Source organism: Acholeplasma granularum ATCC 19168 (genome assembly GCF_000526235.1).
In the GTDB taxonomy this organism is placed as follows: Bacteria; Bacillota_I; Bacilli_A; order Acholeplasmatales; family Acholeplasmataceae; genus Acholeplasma; species Acholeplasma granularum.
On the sequence record NZ_JAFR01000007.1, the window covers coordinates 1 to 24969 of the forward strand.

Annotated in this window: 23 protein-coding genes; 21 read left to right on the plus strand and 2 right to left on the minus strand. The window is 29.1% G+C overall.

Translation table 11 applies throughout. From position 1 onward, the window contains the following. Positions 1-296 precede the first annotated feature (296 nt). From G324_RS07830 to G324_RS0102015, 12 genes are all read left to right on the plus strand, one after another. The gene (locus tag G324_RS07830; RefSeq protein WP_084027067.1) at positions 297-443 is read left to right on the plus strand and encodes an IS3 family transposase; all 147 of its coding nucleotides are present in this window, start codon (positions 297-299) and stop codon (positions 441-443) included. Positions 444-1129: 686 nt separating this feature from the next. Further along, positions 1130-1297, plus strand: coding sequence for a hypothetical protein (locus tag G324_RS07940; protein ID WP_156921267.1), 168 nt, complete (start codon positions 1130-1132; stop codon positions 1295-1297). A gap of 213 nt (positions 1298-1510) precedes the next feature. Continuing rightward, positions 1511-1837, plus strand: coding sequence for an ATP-binding cassette domain-containing protein (locus G324_RS07835; protein ID WP_281172281.1), 327 nt, complete (start codon positions 1511-1513; stop codon positions 1835-1837). A gap of 16 nt (positions 1838-1853) precedes the next feature. Further along, positions 1854-2126, plus strand: a complete 273-nt coding sequence (locus tag G324_RS07100) for an ATP-binding protein (protein ID WP_162146815.1) — start codon at positions 1854-1856, stop codon at positions 2124-2126. 85 nt (positions 2127-2211) lie between these two features. After that, positions 2212-2475, plus strand: a complete 264-nt coding sequence (locus tag G324_RS0101975; protein WP_025724726.1) for a hypothetical protein — start codon at positions 2212-2214, stop codon at positions 2473-2475. A 562-nt stretch (positions 2476-3037) separates the two neighbouring features. Then, entirely contained in the window at positions 3038-4018 is a 981-nt protein-coding gene (locus tag G324_RS0101980; protein WP_162146816.1) for a hypothetical protein, read from the plus strand. Next, a complete protein-coding gene (locus G324_RS0101985) occupies positions 4005-4502 on the plus strand; it encodes a hypothetical protein (RefSeq protein WP_025724728.1) in 498 nt (165 codons plus the stop codon). Before G324_RS0101980 ends, G324_RS0101985 begins: the two co-directional genes overlap by 14 nt. Continuing rightward, positions 4492-4956, plus strand: a complete 465-nt coding sequence (locus G324_RS0101990) for a hypothetical protein (RefSeq protein ID WP_162146817.1) — start codon at positions 4492-4494, stop codon at positions 4954-4956. The genes G324_RS0101985 and G324_RS0101990 overlap by 11 nt, the downstream gene beginning before the upstream one ends. A 446-nt stretch (positions 4957-5402) precedes the next feature. Continuing rightward, positions 5403-6086 (plus strand): InlB B-repeat-containing protein, encoded by a 684-nt coding sequence (locus tag G324_RS0101995; protein WP_162146818.1) that lies wholly within the window; start codon positions 5403-5405, stop codon positions 6084-6086. 591 nt (positions 6087-6677) lie between these two features. Further along, positions 6678-7049 (plus strand): hypothetical protein, encoded by a 372-nt coding sequence (locus G324_RS0102000; RefSeq protein ID WP_025724731.1) that lies wholly within the window; start codon positions 6678-6680, stop codon positions 7047-7049. Positions 7050-7385: 336 nt separating this feature from the next. Continuing rightward, complete coding sequence (locus G324_RS0102005; protein WP_025724732.1) at positions 7386-8111, plus strand: phosphotransferase; 726 nt, start codon at positions 7386-7388, stop codon at positions 8109-8111. A gap of 554 nt (positions 8112-8665) precedes the next feature. After that, complete coding sequence (locus G324_RS0102015; RefSeq protein ID WP_025724734.1) at positions 8666-9346, plus strand: DNA alkylation repair protein; 681 nt, start codon at positions 8666-8668, stop codon at positions 9344-9346. Between the two features lie 394 nt (positions 9347-9740). On the opposite strand, the gene G324_RS0102020 is transcribed toward G324_RS0102015, so the two are convergent. After that, on the minus strand, positions 9741-11150 hold the full coding sequence (locus G324_RS0102020) for an MATE family efflux transporter (RefSeq protein ID WP_162146819.1): 1410 nt from the start codon (positions 11148-11150) through the stop codon (positions 9741-9743). 173 nt (positions 11151-11323) lie between these two features. On the opposite strand from G324_RS0102020, the gene G324_RS0102025 reads away from it, so the two are divergent. The 8 genes from G324_RS0102025 (at position 11324) to G324_RS07610 (ending at position 23108) form a co-directional block, all read left to right on the plus strand. Next, complete coding sequence (locus G324_RS0102025; protein WP_025724736.1) at positions 11324-12358, plus strand: M42 family metallopeptidase; 1035 nt, start codon at positions 11324-11326, stop codon at positions 12356-12358. 3 nt (positions 12359-12361) lie between these two features. Then, positions 12362-13621 (plus strand): 23S rRNA (uracil(1939)-C(5))-methyltransferase RlmD, encoded by a 1260-nt coding sequence (rlmD, locus tag G324_RS0102030; RefSeq protein ID WP_025724737.1) that lies wholly within the window; start codon positions 12362-12364, stop codon positions 13619-13621. 201 nt (positions 13622-13822) lie between these two features. Beyond that, the gene (locus G324_RS0102035; protein ID WP_025724738.1) at positions 13823-14188 is read left to right on the plus strand and encodes an ArsR/SmtB family transcription factor; all 366 of its coding nucleotides are present in this window, start codon (positions 13823-13825) and stop codon (positions 14186-14188) included. 14 nt (positions 14189-14202) lie between these two features. Then, entirely contained in the window at positions 14203-16545 is a 2343-nt protein-coding gene (locus G324_RS0102040; protein WP_025724739.1) for a heavy metal translocating P-type ATPase, read from the plus strand. A gap of 550 nt (positions 16546-17095) precedes the next feature. Further along, entirely contained in the window at positions 17096-17482 is a 387-nt protein-coding gene (locus G324_RS0102045; protein WP_025724740.1) for a hypothetical protein, read from the plus strand. A gap of 215 nt (positions 17483-17697) precedes the next feature. Then, a complete protein-coding gene (locus G324_RS0102050; RefSeq protein ID WP_025724741.1) occupies positions 17698-18186 on the plus strand; it encodes a GNAT family N-acetyltransferase in 489 nt (162 codons plus the stop codon). A 597-nt stretch (positions 18187-18783) separates the two neighbouring features. Beyond that, positions 18784-21738, plus strand: coding sequence for a hypothetical protein (locus G324_RS0102055; protein WP_025724742.1), 2955 nt, complete (start codon positions 18784-18786; stop codon positions 21736-21738). Between the two features lie 14 nt (positions 21739-21752). Continuing rightward, a complete protein-coding gene (locus G324_RS07610; RefSeq protein ID WP_025724743.1) occupies positions 21753-23108 on the plus strand; it encodes a DUF4886 domain-containing protein in 1356 nt (451 codons plus the stop codon). 51 nt (positions 23109-23159) lie between these two features. On the opposite strand, the gene G324_RS0102065 is transcribed toward G324_RS07610, so the two are convergent. Beyond that, positions 23160-23651: a GNAT family N-acetyltransferase gene (locus G324_RS0102065; protein ID WP_025724744.1), complete on the minus strand. Its 492-nt coding sequence runs from the start codon at positions 23649-23651 to the stop codon at positions 23160-23162. A 196-nt stretch (positions 23652-23847) separates the two neighbouring features. On the opposite strand from G324_RS0102065, the gene G324_RS0102070 reads away from it, so the two are divergent. Continuing rightward, positions 23848-24840, plus strand: a complete 993-nt coding sequence (locus G324_RS0102070; RefSeq protein ID WP_025724745.1) for a diaminopimelate dehydrogenase — start codon at positions 23848-23850, stop codon at positions 24838-24840. Positions 24841-24969: the final 129 nt, after the last annotated feature.

The window sequence follows — 24969 nt, forward strand, 5'->3', positions numbered from 1 at the left end:
AAGCATAGTATTTATAGGCTCGATATTTAGATTCTAAATTTTTTTGCAGTTTTCACGGGGTGCTAATATATCTAGCAAGGGTGCTAAAGAATATGATGGGGTGCTAATTTGTATTAAAATAGGTAGCATCACACATATTAGCACGACAGTGTTGATACAATGTTATCAACTTAATAGAATTTGAAAATAGGGAGATAATCCCTTTTTTCTTTCGATAACACTAGTTTTTGAATCACTTTATGTATGTTAGTTCAGAACTTTTTAATTTTCATAGTCAATAAAAACACGAAAGGTCAATAAAAACACAAAAGGTTAAATCATTATCTGATTTAATAAGAACAATTGATGAGTATATCTATTGGTATAATCACGAAAGAATAAAATTAACTCTAGGTGGTTATTCACCTATTCAATATAGGTTAATGAATCAACAAATGATATAATAACTACAAAGAACATAAAGTACAAGAAAATGGTATCAATTCACCATTTTCAAAACACTATTGACAACTACATAGCTCAAGAAATAGAACTTGACGCATTCGCATTCACTAAGTACTATCTTGAAGAGTTTGAAAATATAGAAGTAGTTAATAAGATAGATAAATTGGATTTTTATATTTTGGAGTACATAAAAAGGTCAAAGGATTTATTGTAGAGTTTCGTGTAAGATTAAAGAGGTGTTTCAATGGATGAAGCTGTTATAAAACTTATTAAAGTTCTTGTTTTGGAATAGTGGCATGGGCAATATCAGATATAGTTTTTATATTCTCATCTAAAAAGCAAATTGTCTTCAAGTATGCGCTTTTATTAGTTCTTAAATTGAGGTATAATTATAAATATAAATATGTAATAATTCAAAAAAATGGAGGGGAAAATGAAATTAATAACAAAATTTGTTTTGCTACTGGGCATTTCTTTATTTTTAGTTTATGAATCCATAGTTACCTTAAACGATGTAACTACAAATTCTGTACAATATGGGAATCTATACACAAAGTACTTATATAACTCAGTGTTACAATTAATCTTTGCAATAGCGATTCCGATTTGTTTGTCAATCATATATGTTAGTCTCAGTGTAGAATCTATAAAAGAAAAAGTCAATTTATTTAGATTCGGATTGATCATGTCATCTATATTATTGATTACATATATAGCTGGATATTATTACATTAGATATAATCAGATTGAAGCATGGAATGCTATATTTATTGGTCTTTTAATATCAACAGCTTTTCCTATTGCGACGTTTATAACTCAGTTATTAGTAATAAGTCAAAAATCTAGAAATTAATCAAATAATCGATTTTAAAGAATAAAATAGATGTGTTACTCTATAAAACTGCAGTCTTAGATTGCAGTTTTATAATATAATGTAAAAGTAATACAAAGTATAATAAGTTGATATTATTCAAAGATAGAGGTAAAACATAATGATTGATTTATCAAATGTTTAAAAAGCTATATAAATCAAACGAGAATTTCTAAAGGTATAGATGATATATCTATAAAATTTAATATTGGTGAATTTATAGTAATCTTTGGTCATTCTGGAAGCGGAAAGTCTACCCTTCTAAATATGTTAGCAGGATTAGATTATCAAACTGATGGAAGTATGTATGTTGATAATTTTGATACGCAGTATTTTGATGATGAAGATTGGAATAAATATCGTAAAGAAACAATTGCTCTGATTAGTCAAGATTATAATCTTATTGAATCTCAATCTGTTTATGAAAATATAATGTGGGGAATGAATCTTAATAATTCTGATAATTACAAGTTAAAGAAAAAAAGAGTCACTGAAACTAGAAGGTATAAAAACACATCTTGACAGCTACTTAAGCTTAATGAATCAAGGTAATAAAACTACGATAGATGCACTATATGAGTTAACAGAAATTGAAATAGATTTAAGAACGAAAAGAGCGATGACAGCCTGTGTTCGTGTAGCAAACTTTCCATTTATAAAAACATTTAAAGATTTTGACTTTACATTTCAACCATCGATTCATAAAGAGCAACTCATAACTTATCAATATCTGAAATTTATTGAACAAAAAGAAAATATCGTATTTGAATTGATACCATTTCCTTTCAAAAAACAAATGAAAATAAACTGATAAAGATGTTTTAAGGAATTATGAAGGAAATGGCTATTCAAACCTTTTTTATAATCTCTATTTTGGTACTAAAGATGGAAAAGATATGATTTTCTTACACCACTTAGGAAAGCCATATGATATTTTAATTTTTGATAGCAATTTAGATTATAGTTTTCAAAGTATAATCGATGATTTTGAGCTACAATCTGGAATAGCTCTAACAAATGAATTTTTACTTTCTAGTAGATTAGATTCAACGAATAAACAAGTTGGTGGAATAATCATATCATTTAATGAAATTGATGGTATATTACAACCTTTATTTACATCATTTATTGATAACAAAACATATATTGTTTCAAAATAAAAATTGGACTGTATAGGGTAAATGCAACAGTCATTTTCGACAGTTCCCTTTGTTAAGCCATTTTTATAGGGTTAATTTATTTTCTTAAGGGTACGAACTTTTTCTTGGGGTACGAAATTGTATCAAATCAGTCGCCCTACCACATTAGACAAGCATTGGTCTGATACGATAAGTATTAGACCTTTTTTTGTGCTTAAATTTAGCGAAAATAGTCGAGATATGTCAATTTTTAGTCGATTTTCAGAGATATTAGCCTGATGACCTAAATTTGGAGCTGCTAAAGCTAGACAGTAATTTATATCTTCAACTTCAGCTTCTACACGATATGAATGAAGGGGGCTAAAATTCTACACGATATGACACTAGGGTGCTAAAATTTTTACACGATATAAAGAGGGGGTGCTAAAAAGTTACACGATTACAGAATAACGTTTTTAAGACCATTGAATCTCACAATTATTATAAACAGATAATGTGTTATAATTTTAAATATATACTGCATTCTATTTGAACATTTGAAAATGATATTAAAAAGTCTTATTGAGATTGGAGTGGTAAAGCTATGAATTTTGTGTTTTGGTTTATTCTATCAATCGATTTTTTGATTATGATTATGCATTACTTATACTCAATTGAAATGGTTAAGAAGAACAAACTTTTTTCAAAAATAAAAGAAAGAAACGATAAAGTAAGTAAAGACATGGAAGACAAGGTACCGAGCAGTGTGCTTGGGAAGGTTATTTATGGAGTTCTTACATTAATTGTAGTTATCTTATTAATTGCCTTTCTAACATCTATCATTTGGCTTCCAATTATCATGTGGATTATCTTTAATTGGCAATCTGGTCTAATCGCATTCATGCTAATCTCAGCTATATTGTCACTCCTGCTCATATTTATATATGTGAAGCTTGTCCCTGGGTATGTTATAAAAGAAGGAGCTATAGTTAAAGAGGCAATATATGTTTCTTTCTTCATTCTTTTGAGTATTTTTGTTAAATACGGATCCCCTTTTCCTTTAGATCAAATGGTGGAAACTGTATACACACAATCCAGTGTATTTAATTCAACTTTAAGTGTACTAGTGCCTGTATTGATTATCGGGCTAATGACGACCAATATCTATCTATTTATCAATGGTTTAGCCTATACTGTTGACAAGTCAAAGAAGATAGTTAAAGCACGAACCAAAATCATCGACATTCTAACGATATTTACTTTCAGCTCATTTTTCGCATTATTTTATGTGGTAGACAGAGATTGGTCTTTTTTAAACAACTTAAATTCAACAAGACATTACGAGACAATTGATATATTTAAAAACCTATTAGTTGCTGTACTAGTTCCATTAATTTTGTCACGATTTATAAGTACGAATTCTAAGGATTTTCCAATTTCCTCAAATAGTACTTCTGATAATGTTATTAAAGTAGAAAAAGTAGAAACTGATAGTTCTTTAAGTTCAGTTAAAGATATTGAAGAACCTAAAAATGAAAGCAAAACCAAAGATCGAGAAGAGATTGTAACAAATGAAAAATATTGAATATAGATATCCTTATTCTAGAGAACAGTTTATTGAAAATTGCAAAACAGTGTACAGGGAGCATCAAGATAAATACCTGATCAAGTTTAACGGAGATGACGAGATATTATTTGGTGTTGAACGAGCGGGTCATTCTGGAGGATACTGGTTCAAATCGAGATTAGTAGAAAGAGAAAATGGACTTCACATTATTGGAGAAATGATCCTTATGGATTCTGATAATAAGAAAATTGAGTTCTCAAAGAAAGATAAAATTAAAGAGACTCTATTTATGATTATCTTCATCATCTTAACTTGGTGGCTTATCATAATTGTTTGGTTCATTAAAGCAACTAATAAATTATATAACAAGATTATTGGAAAGAAATTAGAGCCACAGCTTACAAAAGAGGAAAAATTAGATAGATTGATGATCAATTTGCTATGCTGCGAAAAAGTACAAGATTTATTAAACGGAGAAATTAAAAATGAAAATGAATACTAGCATATCTGGTTTAGATTATAAAGAGCCCAGCATAAAAATTAATTGGGAACTCAAAGAAGCAGAATTAGTTAGGTTTTTAAAGTGTGCGGAGAATGAGTCACATGCGTACACCTTTGAGGCAAAACTTTCTCCTGAAAATATTGATGTATTTAACGTCGTTACATTTAATGAAAAAGGATTCAAACTCGAAGTAATCGTTTCTCAAACAAAGGTTGAAAGACTACAGGATTCAAAATTAATCTACATTGATGAAAGCAATAATAATACTTTAAAAGAATATTTAAAAGATAGGTTTGGGCAACCAAAATTCTTCTCTAAATTGTTTTCGATACTCAATAAGCCGTTTTATATTCATCGATGGTCATTCAACAATTTGAAAATAACTCATAAATATCAAGATTCTGTTGGTGGATTTTATGAATCTCTTATTCTCGAAGTTATTTGGACAGTTTAGTTTAAATTCAATTGACATTTCAAATGCTTCCCTTTGTTAAGCCATAATTTAGGGGTGCTAAATTTCTACACGATTTAACGTAAGGGTGCTAAAAAATTACACGATATGACACTAGGGTGCTAAAATATTTACACGATTTGAAGGTAGGGGTGCTAAAATTGTATTAAACCTCACAACCTTAGACATTTAGAAATTATAGGTTTGATACAAAAGCGAATTACAATTCGCTCTAAGTGTCAGACCTTTTTTATTTAAATTTACTCGGTTCTTTTTGAAGAGATTTAATCAAATCATAAAGATATGCTATAATTAAGTAATTAACCTAAACATCAAATTATCAAATTCTAGTCCAAGTAGATTTTCCTAGGAATTACGAATAATAGATAAGATTTTAAGTAACGCATCACCTAAGTTATTATAAGATAAATTATAAGAGGGGATTTGAAATGAAGAAAATCATGATTTGTTGTTTTTCGGTATTAATTATTGTTCTTTCAGGTTGCAGTCCTAAAGAAAATTTATTGGAGTCCGAATTGTTTTTTTATACTCTATATGCCGAGGAAGTTACAATTATGGGGTTAACAGAGGCTGGACAATCATTAGAGACACTCATCATACCCATTGAGATAGATGGTTATATGGTAACTAGCATAGGTAAGGAACCATCATTTATGTCAACTGGAGGAGGAAGATTAAGTAGCAAAACAGTTAAGCGAATATATATACTTGGTAACATCTATATTTTTAGATATTCCTTGTCTTTAGAAAACATTGACTACATATTTAGTAATTTTTATTTACCTCACTCAACTTACGATACAGGATATGATGGTAAATATATTGATATATTTTTTCCTAGCTACGTTAAACCAGATTTAGATTTTATAAATCGAGCTAATGTTCAGTTTTTTTACAATCTCTTTGAGGATCCAAGTGAGGACATATATTTAATCGATTATTATGAGAATCAACACATTGAGTTTATCCCTGATGATCCTAAAATTAGCGATAAAACGTTTATCGGTTGGTATAAAGATAAAGAGGGTTTAATCCCTTGGGATTTTACAAATGATATAGTGGTTTATAATGAAGATGAACCTGTATTAAACCTCTTTGCCAAATGGTCATAACAAAAAATACCTGTTTAATGCCAATCTATCTATCGTATAAACTGTTAAACAAGAAACATTCTTATAGTGACATATATAATAGTTACTATAGATTTAATCATTGAATCAATCATTGAGCACAAATAATCATTATTTATAGCCTTGTTAAGCCGTTTTTACAGGGGTACAAAATAAATTGTAGGGTGCTAAAAATCTTGATGAGGTTCTAATTTGTATCAAAATAGTCGCCATAACAGATATTGAATGCATAGGTTTGATACAAAAGTATCGAGCCTTTTTTCATGCAGAAAGGATGAAATCGCTTGTTTTCAAGTTATATAGTGTCATTTGAATGACGAAAACCTGTACTTAGTGTAAACTAATATATACAAGAGGTATCAGATGAAAGACAATATGAAAAGATTGAAAAAATAAGATCAGAATGTCATTAACTTGAATAAAATGCCTATTGTTAAGTTATTAAAAAGTTGCAACAGACGTACCTTTACAAGTTGTAGATTCTAAAGATAGACTACCTAGAGTAATATAAAAATTAGAAGTTCGACTCATATTAGTGATGATTAAAATTTTATTAAGAAGAGGAGATTTAATATGAAGATTGAAGTTATGTTTCATTGTGGGAATGCGCCAAAAATGGAACGCGTTATAAACTTAACTATCGCACTATCTAAGAAAGACATAGATGCGGTTAAGACTCATGTACGAGAAGATTTCACATGGCGAATTGTGGGTGAGAATCATATTGTAAAATTAGATCAGTTATCTCAAACTTTAATGACTAAACCACAAATATTGGAGTTAACAGTTGAGAATGCATTAAGTCATGGAAAAGGAGCTATGAGCGAAGGTGTAATCACTTTTGATAATGGATTAACTTATGTCTTTTGCAATATTGTTCAGTTTGTGAATACTGCTAGTGATGCACTCATAAAAGAAGCACATACTTATTTTATAAAAGTATAAGAAAATGGTATCAATTCAAATAAAAGCAAAAATATGACGATTTGGGTCCGTTTAGGATATCGAAATTGTCTTTTTTGTTAAAAAACTATATAGTATGTAGATATATATAGGTACAAACTAAGAATATTTGACTTTAAAAAAGTAAAAATATTCATTAACTAGTTGCGCGTTTTTTAGAAATCAATAAGAGACTAAAAACAAGGACACGTTAATGTTATTTCAGATTGTTTTACGATTAGTTCAATAAATCTTTGTTGATAAGTGTTATAATATGACTTGTAAACTGCAGGATTTAATTTGAAATTGATTGAATTCGTTGCGATTTAAGGAGTATCCATGAACAATAATCAAAAAGTCCTAATAGGACAGGGCAAAGTATCTAAAGTATATTTAATCGAAGGTGCTGCATATAAGTATTTTCCAACATCTTATCCCCTAAGTTGGATTAAGCATGAAGTGACTATACAAAATGAAATCGTTTCAAAAACTAAACTACCTATATTGAGTTATGATTATGTGAATAATTCGCGTGAGATAAAAATGCCTTACATCAAAGGTGTTGATTTAACTTACCGAATTCGAGTAGAAAAGTATAAAACAGGACTAGAAGATTTGATAGGATTGCAAAAACAAGTCTATGAATATCAAAATCTTAATCTTTTACAAGCACATGATGTGTTTTTTGAAACCTTAAATAAATCAAATCTAGACGAATCGATAAAAAAAATAGGGATTGATGCACTTAATGAAGTCGATATAAAGAATAATCTTTGTCATTTTGATTTACATTTTTCGAATATAATGTATGATCGCTACAATTATTTTATTATTGATTGGGCAAATGCGAAACTAGGAAATCCTATCTTAGATATCGCAAGAACGTATGTGGTTTTGAGACAGTATGCATTTAGATTATCAGATAAGTACTTAAAAATGATTTCAAAAGAGTTGGATATCGAACTAATTTCATTAACCCAAGCAATCAAAGCAATGGCTGTTTTAAGATTGATTGAAATGAGTGACGATGAACCTAAACAAAGGATTTTAGATTTAATTCTATAATACTTTATAATAAATGTTTCGCTTTTATATTTACAGTGAGATTAATTTATTCGGTATAAACAAAAGTGAAGCCGATTGAGAATCTATATAAAAAAAGATGATGTTGTAAGGGAATTACCTTTTTTGTTTTTTTCCTGCGTCAACAGCTTTAAATACTCATCAGGGTTGGGAATATTTGGAGATGCAAATATGACATTAGTTTCATGCGATCCCTCCTGCATACACTTATATTGTATCAAAGTACAGGTTTTTGGTATCAGTTCAAATTCTATATCTATCGCCATATAATGCACCATTTTTTTTAAGCATAATAAACAACTCCTTGTCGACTTTATTGTAACAAATAAAATTAACTAATCAATATTTGATTGATTTATAATGATAATTAATAGATTATTTGAACTATTAAAATAAGTGCAAACATCAACATTTCAGGCTCCAAAGGCAGTTATTAGAATATTAGTATAAATGATAAGTATATATACAATAATGAATATCTGATCACACATTAGTGGGATGAATACTTAATATCAATAGAATATAAGGAGGTAAAAATGTCACCAATTCAAAAAGATCTTTTTACATTACAAGATTTAGAATATAAAGCTTTTAATGCTAGATTAATCCCAACGATTAAAAAAGAAACAATTATCGGAAATAGAGTTCCAGTTTTAAGAAAATATGCAAAAAATAATCAGTTAAATGAAGATTTTAATCTATTTATTTCATCTTTGCCTCATGTCTATTTTGAAGAAAACATGCTACACGCAATTATTATTTCTTCAATGAATGAGTTTGAAAAAGTAATATACAATATAGATAGGTTTCTTCCATTTGTTGATAATTGGGCTGTATGTGATACACTTTCACCTAAAATTATGATAAAACATCGTGATAAACTAATTCATCATCTAGACAAGTGGCTAAATTCCAAACATAATTATACTCAACGCTTTGGTATAAAAATGTTGATGGAACATTATTTGGATGATGATTTTAATGTTGAATTTTTTGATAAAGTCATTTCAATAAAATCAGATGATTACTACGTTAAAATGATGATTTCTTGGTATTTTGCAACTGCATTAGTTAAACAATCCAATCATGCAATGAAAGTGATAGAAGAGAATCTACTTGATCATTGGACACATAATAAAACTATACAAAAGGCTATAGAAAGTTATAGAATCTCTTCAACTAATAAGGAAATCTTAAAAAAATACAAAAGAAAATAAATTTGAAACAGATTATATAAATTGTTTGGAGATCAATATGCAATTTCACTTTTATAGAAATCTTATAGAAACATAGTTTCCATTTCTTAAAGAAGATGTGCGAAAAGGAACAGAAAAATACTATGGTGTACCTGTCTATAGATATAAAATGATTTTATGACAATAAGTCCTTATGAAAAGGCAATTACATTTTCTTTTAGAGAAGTAAAAAAATAGTGATAAATACAATTTACTTAAAGGTGATGGTAATAAAACACTAAATTTAAGAGTATGTCATATTGACGATTATAGTTATGATGACATGAAATATAGTAAATCATGTTTAAATCATTTAAATAAATTTCATATTAAATAAAGATGTTAGTCTATTTAAATTAGACTAACATCTTTTATTTCATGAGACTTTTAATTGATTATCTTCTAATGTTAGATTGTTTAACCATGTGCCTTTTTTCATAATATGGTTAGCAACAATTAATTTTACAATATCGGTTGATTTACTTGCTAAGAATATTGTAAGAATATCTATACCTAAAAAATTTCTGTAAGCACTTAAAATAATTACAACTGGTAGACCTACCAAGTATGTTGGTAATTGATCTAATAAGAATGTTCTTACAGAGTCACCACCCGCTCTTAGTGCATAATAACTCATTGCATTATATCCATAAATAGCAATGAATATAACATTGATTAAAATCAGTTTATAAGCTAACCAATACATAGAATTAACAGGTGTAAATATTAAAAGTATAACGGGTGATAAACCAACAATTAATACCATAATTATAACATTGGTGAGCATCATAATTCCACGTAGTTTTATTAAATAGTCTTTAGCTTTTTCAAATGAATTTTCTCCGAGTGCTTGTCCAAGTATGACACCTGATGCAGTAGCCATACCAGAATAATAAACAAAGAATATGTCAGTAGCATTTTGAGAATATCCATAAGCTGTTACCCATTCATAAACACCACTTGTAATAAACATTGCATATAAAACCATTGCAACAGACCATAAAACTTCATTAATTATAATTGGTCCACCCTTTAAAATATACATCTTGACTAAACGTTTAGTTATTAAAAAATCTTTTAATATATCACTAGCATAATTTTCTTCACTATAAAATATAGCAACTATAAGTAAAACGATTAGTTCAGCAACTTTAGATATGACAGTTGCCCAGGCAGCACCGATTGCCCCCATTGCAGGAAAACCTAAAAAACCATAAATTAATATCATATTTAAACTCATATTTATAATAATTCCAATAACACCAGCTAGTAAAGGTACTTTAGCTCTACCAATTGATCTAAAGTAGGTTGAAATCATAAAAGAAGTTAAAAAGATAGTTGCACCAAAACCGATAATTTTAATATATTGAATTCCAAAGGTGACAGCTTCTAATTGTTCTGGATCATTTGTTGGTAAAAACATTTTTATGACTACAGGGCCTAATGTTGTAATTATAACACTAGATAAAATTCCAAACATGATAGATAAAATTAAACCTAGTTGAAATGTTCCTAAAATACCTTTTTTATTTTTGGCACCAAAATATTGTGAGACAAAGACACTTATCCCAGCAGTTAAACCAATCCAAAAAAAGTTTATGATAAACATAAAACGGTTAGCTGTTGATACACCCGTATAAGCTGTTTGTGAAAATCGATTGATCATGAAAGTATCAATAAGACCTGCGATATTTAAAATCATTTGTTGAATAATGACAGGTATAATGATTGCCAGTGCCATTTTATAAAATGCTTTATCGCTGAAATACTTTTTAAATTTACTCATAATAAAAACCTCAAATTCAATTGTAGCAAACTAAGTATAAAAAGTATATAAAAACTTATGGTTTCAAGATAATATAAGAATTTATGTTATTTACATGATATTACTTTTATGAGATTAATAAATTAATTTATTTTCTTGGTATAATTGTTATATTAATAAGGAGATTTAAACATATGATTTTATTTGATAAAGATTACTTTAAGAAAATTTCAGAAGAAGTTTTTAAAACAGATTCCCCAACAGGATATACAACAAATGTTATTAATCTAGTTAAAAGATATATTGATTCTTATGGTTATGAATCAAAAATATTAAACAGTGGTGCTTTAGAGGTTTCAATAAAGGGAGAAGATTCTTCTAAACTTGTTGCAACATCTGCACATTGTGATACTTTAGGATTAATGGTTAGATCTATTAAATCTAATGGAAAATTAGCACTTACACCATTAGGTGGACCAAGCACACCAACACTAGATGGCGAGTATTGCACAATTCATACAAGAGAGGGGAAAAAATATACTGGTACAATATTATCAACATCACCTGCTGTACATGTATTTAAAGATGCGAATACAAAATCTAGAGAAATTGATGAATTAGAAATTAGATTAGATGAAGAAGTGTTTTCTAAAGAAGATGTAGAAAAATTAGGCATTCAAAATGGTGATATCGTAAGTTACGATACGAAGTTTATAATCACAGACACAGGATTTTTAAAATCAAGATTTGTTGATGATAAAGCTTCAGTTGTCATATTATTGATGCTTTTAAAATACACATCAGATCATAATATTAAATTCAAGCATGATACGAAAATATATTTCATAGTTTATGAAGAAGTAGGTCATGGAGCATCTATAATTGATAAAAATATTTCAGAGTTTGTAACACTTGATATGGGTACGATTGGTCTTGATTTAGCAGGTAATGAATATGCAGTATCTATTTGTGCTAAAGATTCTGGTGGTCCATATGATTATGAACTTACAACAAAACTAATTCAGATGGCTAAAGAAAATAATCTATCATTTACAGTTGATATATTTCCTTTCTATGGAAGTGATGTGGGCGCTGCAAGAAGAGCAGGCATTGATTTTAAAGGCGCTTTAATTGGTAGTGGAGTTAGTGCATCTCATGGTATGGAAAGAACACATATTAAAGGTGTTGAAAATACATTAAAATTAATTTATGCATATTTAGTTAAATAACATATGAATATAAAAGTAATAACAAGTGACCTTGACTATCAAGGTCAAGGTGTAACTAGAATAGACGATAAAGTTACCTTTATTAAGGGTATGTTTCATGATGAAGTTGGTTTAATTGAAATACTAAAATCAAAAAAACATTTCCAAGAAGCAAAACTTACTCAACTCATAAAAAAAAATAAAGATAGAACTTCAGATTTATATTTTGATTATGCCCCGCTATATGGTTTGTCTCTAGCTGCTGAATGCTTATGGCAAGAAAAGATTACAAAAGAAACCATTAAAAAAATCACAGATCTTGATGTACATGTTCATAAAACAATCACAGATGGAAATAAATTAAATTATAGAAATAAAATAACATTACATGTTAAAAGAATAGGTGATTCATTAAAGATAGGTACCTTTGAAGAAAAGTCTAACTTTCTTCAACCAATTACAAGTCATAAACTTGCTTTACCTATCATAAATGATAAGATAAATTTTTTAAATAATTGGATTAAAACCACTCATATAAATAATAGTATAATAAAAAACTTTACACTTAGAACCAATGGTAAAGAAGTTATGTTAATTATAGGTGTTAAATCATCATTTGATGAACTTGATGATATAATTTATCAATTAAAAAATGAATTTCAATCGATCTATATAAATCTAGAAAAAAATAAGTTTGATAATCTATCTGATGAATCTATCCACCTTTATGGAAAAGAAACTTTAAAAATGCCATTTAATCATTTGGAGTTTGAACTTGGACCTGAAAGTTTTTTTCAGGTAAATAAAGAAGTTGCGATTTTAATGTATGAGGAAATAAAAAAACTAACCCAAAATCAAATAGTAATTGATGCATATGCTGGCATGGCAAGCATTGGTCAATATATTACATCAAAAAAAGTATATTCAATTGAATCTAATTTAGATTCAGTCACACAAGCAAATAAGATGCTTATAAATAATCAAATAAAACATCTTGAACTTATTCATGGTAATGTTGAGGAAAAATTAGGATTATATATTAACTTAGCAGATACAATTATCTTTGATCCTCCTAGAAGTGGCTTAACAGAAGATATAATACATTTGGTTAAACTACATAAGGTCAAAGATATCATCTATATATCTTGTGATTTAAAGTCTTTATCTAGAGACATCAATGGATTAAAAGATTTATATGATATTAAAAAAGTAATTCCAGTGAGAATGTTTCCATCAACAATTCACGTTGAAAACATCGTATTGCTTTCTTTAAAAACGGCTTAACAAAACCATTCATATAATAATAGAAGAAGTATCTAACCTCTTAAATCAGGGTTAAATACTTCTTTTTTACTTTTTGCCCAATGTGGAAACATATCGAAATCAATGTGGAAACATCTAAAGAAGTTGTTCATATTGACTCCGTAGTTTATTGTGATACAATATATCTATATGAATGAGCGCTCATATAGATAGGAGATTAGTATGGATCAAAAAGATATAATAGAGTTTTGTGAATGTAATGTTCTTCACCCTGAAAAAATAGAAATAGCCCATAAAAACTTACTAGATAATGAATCTATTTCACTGCTAACTTTGTTCTTCAAAACATTTAGCGATCCCACAAGAATGAAAATCATATTGGCATTAAAAGAAACCGAGTTGTGTGTGTGCGATCTGTCTGCTGTGATCAATGTCAGTCAATCCGCTGTCTCACATCAATTGAAAACCTTAAGAGAGAATCGTTTGGTTAAATACCGAAAAGAGGGGAATGTTGTTTATTACTCGCTTGACGATGACCACGTCCACGTGTTAATAACTCAAGCAATGAATCATCTAAAACATAAGTAGAATGGAGAAAAAACATGAAAGAGATTAAATATAGTTTATCAGAAATTAGCTGTGCGAGTTGTGCAGATAAGATTGAACAAAAGATAAAGAAGTTAAACGGAGTTGAGGAAGGTTATTTAAACTTTGTTACAAAAGAAATCAAGGTACAAGTTGCGGATTCAACTGATACTGCAAGACTATTTGACACGATTAAAAAAATTGTGAAAGATGAAGAGGGTGATGTCGAGGTATGTGAACTAACCCCAAATGTCATTTATGCAATAGATGGTTTAGACTGTGCAAATTGTGCGGCTAAGATTGAAGAAAAATTAAACAAAACCGAAGGAATTTTAGGTGCCAACGTTGATTTTATAGCAAAAAAACTGACACTTCAATTCAAAAATTCGCTAGATCAAAAACGTATAGAAGAAAAGGTTCAAAAAATTATTGATAAAATTGAACCTGGCGTAACGATAGCACAATCAAATGTGAAGAATGAAGATCACGTGGATGAAGAATCATCAATGACGAAAGATTTAATCATCTTCGGTATAGGTATCTTACTATTTATTGGAGGATTATTGATTGCTGAAGGAACGGTTTTTCGTTATGTATTACTTATACTAAGTTATTTCATCATCGGTGGAGAAGTTGTACTGAAGGCAGTCAATAACATATATCGAGGTAAGGTGTTCGATGAAAACTTCTTAATGACGATAGCAACTATGGGTGCATTTGCTATTGGAGAGCATCCTGAAGCAGTTGCAGTTATGATTTTTTATCAGGTCGGTGAATTTTTCCAAGACGTAGCAGTCAATCGATCCAGAAGATCCATAAAAAAATTGATGTCAATCAGACCTGATGTCGCAACGATTAAAAAAGGCAACACTTCTGTGGAAATGCGTGTTGAAGACGTTCAAACTGGAGAGATAATGATCATTAAACCAGGCGAAAGAATTCCGCTTGATGGTGAAGTGTTGTCAGGAGCTTCCACAATTGACACAAAAATTCTAACAGGAGAATCTGTGCCTGTAAATGTTACAAAAGGTGAGATGGTACTCTCTGGTTGTATTAATATCAATGGTTTATTGACCGTTAAAGTTACCAAACTCGCAAGCGAATCAACTGTTTCTAAGGTACTTGAAATGGTTGAAAATGCAACCAGCAAAAAAGCACCAACCGAGAATTTTATCACTAAATTTGCACGAGTATATACTCCAATTGTCACTTCGTTGGCTGTTTTGATTGCGGTAATACCACCACTCGTTATACAAGGTGCAACTTTTGAGGAATGGATCTACAGAGCACTTATATTCTTAGTTATTTCGTGTCCATGTGCACTCGTTGTATCGATTCCGCTTGGTTTCTTTGGTGGTATTGGAGCTGCATCAAGAAATGGTATCTTAGTTAAAGGTGGAAACTACCTAGAAGCATTAAATAACATTGAGATTGCAGTTTTTGATAAGACTGGCACATTGACTGAGGGAACGTTTACAGTGACTGAAATCAATACAGCTAATGGTGCAACACAAGTAGAGTTGCTCGAAAAAGCAGCTTATGTGGAAAGTTTTTCTAATCATCCTATCGCTGTCTCAGTCGTCAATAAATACAATAAAGAAATAGATCAAAGTTTAATAACTGATGTTGAAGAAATATCTGGACACGGTGTAAAAGCAACTTATCAAAATGATATCATTGCAATCGGGAATGCTAGATTGATGAAAAGAGAAGGTGTTGAATTCAAGGAATCTGTTTCGTTGGGTTCAATTATATACATCGCTATCAATGGAAAATATGTTGGAAATATTGTTGTCTCAGATCAGATAAAGAAAGACTCAAAAGCAGCTATCAAAATGTTGAAATCATTAGGCATTAAAAAAACTGTCATGCTAACTGGTGACAAGAAATTAGTTGCTGATACAGTTGGACAAGAGTTAGATATCGATGAAATTCATAGCGAATTGTTGCCTGAAGATAAGCTCAATATTGTAGAGAAGTTATTACTCCAAAAATCGAGCAGAGGGAAGCTGTTCTTTGCAGGTGATGGTATCAACGATACACCAGTATTAGCGAGAGCTGATATTGGAATTGCTATGGGTGGACTCGGTGCCGATGCAGCCATCGATGTAGCTGATGTTGTGATTATGAATGATGAACCTTCTAAGATAGGTACTGCGGTCTTTGTGGCAAAGAGAACCAGAAAGATTGTTTGGCAAAATATATACTTCGCATTAGGAGTTAAATTCCTGTTTTTAGCCTTAGGAGCTATCGGAATTGCAACTATGTGGGAAGCCGTGATTGCTGATGTAGGAGTATCATTATTAGCAGTACTAAATGCAATGAGGGTACTCAAATATAACTATAAAATAAATAATTAACTTAAATTATACTAACTTATTAGTGTTTATTCAATTTACGGTTATGTTTTTTAACAAGTCTCTAATAAAAACAGCTTCATTAAGCCATTAATTAGGGGTACTAAAAATCTACACGATATGACACTAGGGTGCTATAATATATACACGATTATAAAGTAGGGGTGCTAAAATTGTATTAAACCTCTGTACCTTAGACAGTCGAGTAAAGGGGATTTAAACCCAATTGAATATTCTTGGGGTTAAAAGATCAATGATGGTGTTTCCGACAAGATAATTTCAAAGTAAAATCCAAAAAATATGTTGCTTTGGTATTTTAACCACCTGTCTAACCATGTAAGGGGAAACATATTTTAGTCGTTTTTGATGTTACTTCAATACACACAGGGTTGATTTTGCAAGCAATATGGTTTTTTCAACGCATATGGAAACAATTACCTTACTTTCTTTAAAAACCTAAATTAAAACTAGTGGTATCAATTTCAACATTATCATCTATTTGAAAAGGAGCATACTCAAGCTATGATTACAGTATTGAGTTTGATAAATATTCATGCCTACTAAAAAAGAAATAAGAAAACAGTTAAAAGAAAGATTTAATTCGAGGCTTGCAAGTATCTTAGACCTTAATGAAATTCGTGGAGATAGATTTAAGCAACATAGCGCATATAATCATGAGCATATGGACTTAATTGATGTCACAGAAGGTACGATTTATAACACATGGAAAGAACTTATAAATCGCTATGATATTTTTATCTTTGACAGTGAAGAATCCAAAATGATCGATGATTATAAATATGGAGAAAATGATGGTTATACATGTAATTTTCTAGTTGTTGAATATGATGAGCATGATGTGATGACACAGTACTTTATCTGGAATCGTTACAGTAATATTACAAGAAAATTACTTAAGATTTTGTCGACAGAAGAATAAGATTATATGATAAATCCTTGATTCCTTGCGCAACTGCAATGAATTAAGGATTTTTTCTTTTAATATGATAAAAGACATTAGGATATCAATACAAAAATCACTTTGCCTTTGTATCATGTGCATCAGTTCATACTTAGATACATATTGATAGTATTTATAAAAGTTTTGCTATAATGAGTATAAACCAAATTAAAATAATATTAATGGAGATTATAATGAATTTTAACAATATTATTATAGATTATATTAATGTGCTTAACTCCGAACAAATAAAGATGTTAGAAAGATCAGACGTCAGTGAAAATTTTGTAGACTCCTTGGACTCAATTAAAGAATTTACAGATTACAGTTTGGAAAATAATTTAAAAGGACACACATTCATTATCAAGTATAAAAGCGATCTTGTAGGTGTTTTATTAATTGTAGAAGGTATCCACTGGGAAACTGATCCAAAACAATTATATAATATACCGTTTTACCGAATAATGGATTTTATTATTAATAAAAATTATAGAGGTTATGGCATAGGTTCTTATGTATTAGAAGAAGTAATTTCAAGAGTCTATAATGAATTTGGTGAACGTCCTGTAGTATTAGGTGTACACAAAGATAATATTGAAGCTGAAAAATTTTATTTAAAGCACAAATTTATTAAAACTGAATATATGGACGGGGATGATTATTATTTCATCCGTTCAATTTAAAGATAATTAATAAACTGTAGATATTATTTTCTACAGTTTTTTTAATAAAGAATATTTAAATTTTATTTTATTATTGTCTAGAATCAATATATCTTCGCTAGATAGATTAAAATCAACTTCCTTATTCATCATGATTCTATTCTTATATGTTTATTTTTGTAATAGAGCACTACCTTTTTCTAAACAGTAACAAACACATATTTTAAGAAGTTGAAATACTTTATTTATTTCTCATTTATTGTTGGATTGTCAAGTAGACATGCTGTTCCATGTGGAGAATAAACTTCAATAAAGATATTGTATATTTTAAGTGATTCATCACCATCTTTGATTTGCTATGTTCCAAAGCTTAGTTTAAGTATTTTTATAGCGTTAATGAGCGTATAATATTTATTAATTATGTTCATTTAATCTACTCTTTATATTTTCCCTATAATATATGTGAGTACATGATTAATTGATTCGAAAATAATATAGAATTTAATTCATTTAATAAAGTATAGACAAGTAAGGGTTTTCACTTGACTATATAAGTAAATATAAATATAATGAATATGAAATAATTATTAAAATTTAACATATATAAAGGGGCTTTCAATGAAGAAATTAATCGTATCATTATTTTTGATAACAATATTTTCACTTATATTAGTAGCTTGTACACCAAAAGATGATAGTCAAAAACCACCTACCGATCTCAATCCAGATGATAAAGAACCGAATATTGTTGATAATAATGCTCCAATATTTGTTGATGCAGTAGATGGTTTTTTAATTCCAATTGAACACCTGCAACATGTTTATGAAGATCTACTTAAAGATATTATTGTAACAGATAATTATAGTAAAAGTGAGGATATAAAGTTAATAGTATCTGATTTTGGTGGTTACAATAAAGATATTTCTGGACAATATACAATTACTATTTCTGCAACAGATGAATCATTAAATACTTCTTTAATAAAAAGAAAAGTGATAGTCGCTGAAAGTTTTAGTATAGATGAAGCGAAACTATATTTAAATAATAAAGTTACAGCCCATAGTTTTAATGAAGTTGATGCTTTATCATACCAAGCATCTGGTACTAAATTTAGAAGTAAAGATATGATTCAAGTTATGTCAAAATCCTTTTTTATCGAAGAGTTTAATAGACATAAATCAAATCATATAAATAATAACAGTATTCCTTATTTTCCTAATGGCGTCATTATAGTAGTTGATATGGCATCCAATATTAAACATGTTAGATTAGCTATTGGTAAAACTGCTGAAATTAATAGTTTAAATGAAATGAGAACAGGTGATGATCTATCTTGGAAGGTAGCACTGGATGGTGTAAATGGCGGTGGTATGTTCAAAGACTTTGTTCCAAGATTAGACGAGTTTATACCAGATGATGGTTTTATTATATTTGTTGGAACTGTCGGACAAGAGTTAGGAAGAAGACTACTAACGAATACTATTTTTGACAGTACTTATATTACTGGAGCAATTGAATATGAAAAAAGAAACGTTGATATTAGAGATATAAAAATTAATGTAGAGATCACAAAAAACTATTTACCTTTACCGGAAAGATTAACGGCACCACAAATTAATATAGAAAGACATATATTAAGCTTTAAACCTGTTATAAACGCCAAAGAATATATTATTTTAGTTGATCAAAAAGAGGTTTTAAGAACATCTCAAACATCTGTTGAACTTGATAAATTAGATTTAGAATTAACACCATCTGAAGATGCAGGTTATTCAATTGAAGTTATTGCAGTATCAAATGATATATATAAATGGGCATCTTCTTTAAAATCTAACAGTTTAAATTATAAAAAAATAAATATTTTAGATTTAGAAAAACCAGTTATATCTGTAAATGAGAATATATTAAAATGGAATAGCATAGAAAATGCAACATCTTATGAAGTTATTTTAAATGTACTTGGAAATGAAAAAGTAATACATCATACAACATCTACAGAACTTGATTTAAATTTATTTGGTTCATTTTATTATGGGACTTCTGATATATATATTAAAGCGATCGGAAATGATTTTTATAGGGATTCTTTATCATCAAATACAATTGAGGTTTTTCTTGGTGAAGTTGAAACATTTGAAATCGATGGATATATGGTTGATATAATTAGAACCTCTGCATGGAATTATTTTGCTAGAAGAGGAGAAAATTATACATCAAGCAAAAAAGGATTTGCTGCTTCACCCTACTTATTTTTAATAACAGATGCAGTTTCATTACTTGATCCGGAATTTGAACTTGAAGTAACAGAATTATTTAGTACAATCATTCTACTTGAATCAAATGGAAATACAAAAATGATTAACTCTATCTCGCCACTTAAAACATGGAATCTACTTGATGGATGGTATGAAAATAAAGAATATAATACAAACACTCAGCAAATTCCAAGTTTTATGTCCTCATTATATGAAGGAGATATGTTGTTAATTGGGAAAAATGGCAACAAAGTAAATGTTGCAACTCCAGAAAAAACATTGTTAACTGATATAGGCGCAAGAGATTTTCTAGCACACTTCTACATTAAGAAAAATCTAAATAATGATTTTACATTAGAAGCATGGCGTGGTGAATTAAGTACATATTTAGACCCAATCAATGTAAACTTTGAAATAATTGAAAGGTTTGAAATTAATGCAGAAAAACTACCTGCACCTGTTATTACTATAAATGAAGAGCAAATCTCCTGGCAATTAGACACTAGAGTAAAAAATTACATGATATTTGTTGATGAAGTCTTTTATATGTATGCAGAAGGTGAATTTATTACATTAGAAAATCTTAATTTAACTGGTAAAGCAGAAGGTAGTGGACCATATAGTATCTATTTAAGTGCAGTGCCAGTTAATCAATTTGAGTGGGCTATATCAGATATTTCAAATAAAGTAGAATATGAAAAATATTCAAACAACCCAGATCCGATTGATCCGGAAGAACCTCATAAAGAAACATTTGATACTTTAAAAATAGGGCAAAATCAAGTACTTATTAGTTTTAATGCAACTGGAATTTTAAATCATACACCCTCTGGCGCATCATTTAGATCTAAAGAAGTTATACAAGTAATGAGTAAAACACATTTTATTACAGAATACACAGAAGCCAAAACAGCTACAGGGTATCTTTCAAACGGATCAGAAGTATTCTTCCCTAATGGTGTTTTACTAATTGTAGATAAAAGTTTTAATGTTAAACATTTACGCATGGGTGTGGGATCAGCTGTAGAGGTTGATGGTAATAATACCGTTAAAACTTCAGGTTTAAAATGGACTAATGCAACTCAAAATGCCACCACAGGTGGTGGATTATTTGCAGGTCTTCTTGGAAATGTATTAGATGAAATTATTCCAGATGATGGTTATATTATATTTGCACCGGCAACCACTTCAAATACTTCTAGAACTTTCTTAATGAAAAACACTTTTGAAAGTGCTTATGTATCAGGTGGATCTAATGCTTCTAAAAAGGATATTGATATTAGACAAATAGATCTTGAGTTATTAAAAAATACCTAGAACTTGGAGAAATTATGAAAAAAATAATAATTATAGTAACTTTAGTATTAGCTTCATTTATCCTGACTATGAAAATAAATAATGTAAATTACAATATTGTTCAATTTGAAGATAGTAAAATAATTTTAAACGCAGTTACACCAAATGCTATAAACCCTAAAACTACAGGAACTGAGATACCATTAGATCATACTAGATCATTAAAAGTTCTAGCAATAGGAAATAGCTTTAGTGATGATGCATTAGAGTATTTTTGGGAAATCGCTAATGACTATGGAATTAATGAGGTTGTTGTAGGGATTGCTTACATGGCAGGTGCTAGGTTAAGTCATCATATTGAAAACATTCAAAGTAATCCAAATGCCTATATATATAGAAAAGAAGTAAATGGTGGTTGGGTAAATAAAAATGATACATCAATTGAATATGCCTTACTAGATGAAGACTGGGATATAGTTACAATACAACAATCAAGTGGCTATAGTGGCTTATCAAATTCATATCAACCAGATTTAAGTAAGTTAATTGAATATATAAGAACTACAACTAATAATCAAAATATAAGAATCTATTGGCATCTTACATGGGCTTATCAATCAACATATAGTGCAGCTGCCTTTTCTTGGTATGATAGAAATCAATTGAAAATGTATAACGATATTGTAAATGCAGTTGATACGCATATTATTCCAAATGAAGAAATCTATGGAATTATTCCCGCAGGTACTGCTATTCAAAATGCTAGAACTAGTTTCTTAGGCGATAATTTAACTAGAGATGGATATCATTTAACCTATGATTTAGGTAGATATGCTGCTGCATTAACATGGTTTCACAAATTAACAGGTTTTTCACTTGATAATATTAGCTATCGACCTAAAGGTGTCACGATTCTAGAAAAAGAAGTATTTGCTGAAGCTGCTTATAATGCTGTTAAAAATCCTTTCAAAGTTTTAAATTCAACTTATACATCAAGAATTCCTGATACTACAAAATATGAAAAAATTCAGCTAGATTATCAATTAGGTTATTGGAATCCTTTAAGCCTAGAACCAAAGATAACTTCAGATGATCGTTTTGGAAAATATTATGTAACTATGAGTACTAGACTTACTAAAGATATGTTACCTGAAGGATCAATTATAAGTTTTAATGACGAATATAAACTTAAAATTAATTTATGGTCCAAATCAGGTAGTGGCAAACAATCTGAATTTATTAGAGATAAAGATATCCTTATAACAAGTGATATTTGGCAAGACTTTGAATATATTTCGTTTAATTTCGCTGCAGATTATGGAATAATTAATCTAACAAATAAAGTTATTGATGTTTCAAATAATATTAATATTTACTCTCCTAAAAGATAAATAAAAAGGCCATTGGTTAGTGTTAATTTAATAACACATCCAATGGTCTTTTTATATATGTTTATGATAAGCATATCTTAATGAATCTATATCTGTTTTAACATGAACCACACCACATTTAATAAAACCTTGACGCTCTAAAGATTTAATCATTGGTAAATTTTTGGGGTGTGTATCTATTCGAATATCTCTAATATTAAAATATTGGAAAACGTAATCTATCATTTTACTTGTTAAGTTTAACCCGACATAATCATTAGATAGGGCAATTCTATGTATCGCTTTATAAGGGTTGTCATTTAGCCACTTTCCAATAATATCATCATAAACGCTATCTATCGAAAAAACGCTCATAGTACCCACGACTTGTTGATCCATAATGTACACATATAAATGATTATGTGTGATATCTTCTTTGATTATGTCAATGTTTGGATAATTGTTTTGCCACTGAGTCATACCACTATTTTTCATTCTTAATTGCGCTTGCTTAATTACACCCATTATTTGATTTAAATCATTAAAAGTTCCTAAACGTATCATAATTACACCTCTATAAATATTATATCAATAAATAGATTAAACAAAGTTTAATTGATATATACTAACAATGTTAGAATTATACTTTTAAAGTGTTATAAATGTAGTGTAGTGTTTTTTTTTGTATAATAAGAATATCTTTAAAATATAAAGAATTTATCAGTATATTAAACGTATTAAGAAAGTAAGGTATATAAATATGCAAAATAGAATAAAAATAGCAATTATAGGATATGGTAATTTAGGTAAAAGTGTAGAGTCATCTATTTTACAAAATTCAGATATGGAGCTTTTTGGAATTTTTACAAGAAGAGATCCTAAATCTTTAGTACCACTGACAAAAACTGCACGAGTTTATCACCTAGATGATGTTGAAAAATTTAAAGATCAAATTGATGTAGCTATTTTATGTGGAGGAAGTATGTCTGATCTACCACATCAAGGACCATTTATTGCTAACTTAGTAAATACAGTAGATGGATATGATAACCATGCATTAATCAATGATTACTTTAATAGTATGAATATTGCATCATTAAATTCAAATAAAGTAAGTATAGTTGCTAGTGGCTGGGATCCTGGAATGTTTTCAATTAATCGTATACTTGTAGAAGCAATACTACCTATTGGTGAAACATACACATTTTGGGGTAATGGAGTAAGTCAAGGGCATTCAGATGCTATTAGAAGAGTTAAAGGTGTTAAGAATGCAGTTCAATATACAGTGCCTAAAACTAGTGCAGTTGATGCTGTTAAAAGCGGAAAAATGCCTCAATTAACTACTAAAGATAAGCATAAAAGAATTTGTTTTGTGGTTGCTGATGAAAATGAAGATTTATTACGTATTGAAGATGAAATTAAGAAAATGCCAAATTACTTTGAACCTTATGAAACCGAAGTAAATTTTATAACTGAAGAAGAATTGAAACTTAATCATAGTGGATTACCACATGGTGGATTAGTTATTAGACATGGTAAAACAGGTATAAATAAGGAAAATAATCAAATAATAGAGTATAAATTAAAATTAGATTCAAATCCAGATTTTACTGCAAGTGTGTTACTAGCATATGCAAGAGCTGCTTACAGATTAAATAGTGAGGGTGTAGTGGGTGCAAAAACTATAGCAGATATTGCACCAGGATACTTAATTAATAAATCAGCAGAAGAAATTAGACGATTATTAATCTAATTATATATTCTAAAGAGGATAATTTACTACTCTTAATAGTATATTTAAAAATGATGATGTACTATAATATTTTTTTAAGTCTTATAATAAACGGCCCTTTAAAAAATTATGTGGTATACCACACTATAA

What these genes read in the sequence shown, in the direction of transcription:
- G324_RS07940 (WP_156921267.1), top strand. Translation starts at nt 1,130, where the DNA reads ATGTCATCTATATTATTGATTACATATATAGCTGGATATTATTACATT.
- G324_RS07100 (WP_162146815.1), top strand. Translation starts at nt 1,854, where the DNA reads ATGAATCAAGGTAATAAAACTACGATAGATGCACTATATGAGTTAACA.
- G324_RS0101975 (WP_025724726.1), top strand. Translation starts at nt 2,212, where the DNA reads ATGATTTTCTTACACCACTTAGGAAAGCCATATGATATTTTAATTTTT.
- G324_RS0101980 (WP_162146816.1), top strand. Translation starts at nt 3,038, where the DNA reads ATGAATTTTGTGTTTTGGTTTATTCTATCAATCGATTTTTTGATTATG.
- G324_RS0101985 (WP_025724728.1), top strand. Translation starts at nt 4,005, where the DNA reads ATGAAAAATATTGAATATAGATATCCTTATTCTAGAGAACAGTTTATT.
- G324_RS0101990 (WP_162146817.1), top strand. Translation starts at nt 4,492, where the DNA reads ATGAATACTAGCATATCTGGTTTAGATTATAAAGAGCCCAGCATAAAA.
- G324_RS0101995 (WP_162146818.1), top strand. Translation starts at nt 5,403, where the DNA reads ATGAAGAAAATCATGATTTGTTGTTTTTCGGTATTAATTATTGTTCTT.
- G324_RS0102000 (WP_025724731.1), top strand. Translation starts at nt 6,678, where the DNA reads ATGAAGATTGAAGTTATGTTTCATTGTGGGAATGCGCCAAAAATGGAA.
- G324_RS0102005 (WP_025724732.1), top strand. Translation starts at nt 7,386, where the DNA reads ATGAACAATAATCAAAAAGTCCTAATAGGACAGGGCAAAGTATCTAAA.
- G324_RS0102015 (WP_025724734.1), top strand. Translation starts at nt 8,666, where the DNA reads ATGTCACCAATTCAAAAAGATCTTTTTACATTACAAGATTTAGAATAT.
- G324_RS0102020 (WP_162146819.1), bottom strand. Translation starts at nt 11,150, where the DNA reads ATGAGTAAATTTAAAAAGTATTTCAGCGATAAAGCATTTTATAAAATG.
- G324_RS0102025 (WP_025724736.1), top strand. Translation starts at nt 11,324, where the DNA reads ATGATTTTATTTGATAAAGATTACTTTAAGAAAATTTCAGAAGAAGTT.
- rlmD (WP_025724737.1), top strand. Translation starts at nt 12,362, where the DNA reads ATGAATATAAAAGTAATAACAAGTGACCTTGACTATCAAGGTCAAGGT.
- G324_RS0102035 (WP_025724738.1), top strand. Translation starts at nt 13,823, where the DNA reads ATGGATCAAAAAGATATAATAGAGTTTTGTGAATGTAATGTTCTTCAC.
- G324_RS0102040 (WP_025724739.1), top strand. Translation starts at nt 14,203, where the DNA reads ATGAAAGAGATTAAATATAGTTTATCAGAAATTAGCTGTGCGAGTTGT.
- G324_RS0102045 (WP_025724740.1), top strand. Translation starts at nt 17,096, where the DNA reads ATGCCTACTAAAAAAGAAATAAGAAAACAGTTAAAAGAAAGATTTAAT.
- G324_RS0102050 (WP_025724741.1), top strand. Translation starts at nt 17,698, where the DNA reads ATGAATTTTAACAATATTATTATAGATTATATTAATGTGCTTAACTCC.
- G324_RS0102055 (WP_025724742.1), top strand. Translation starts at nt 18,784, where the DNA reads ATGAAGAAATTAATCGTATCATTATTTTTGATAACAATATTTTCACTT.
- G324_RS07610 (WP_025724743.1), top strand. Translation starts at nt 21,753, where the DNA reads ATGAAAAAAATAATAATTATAGTAACTTTAGTATTAGCTTCATTTATC.
- G324_RS0102065 (WP_025724744.1), bottom strand. Translation starts at nt 23,651, where the DNA reads ATGATACGTTTAGGAACTTTTAATGATTTAAATCAAATAATGGGTGTA.
- G324_RS0102070 (WP_025724745.1), top strand. Translation starts at nt 23,848, where the DNA reads ATGCAAAATAGAATAAAAATAGCAATTATAGGATATGGTAATTTAGGT.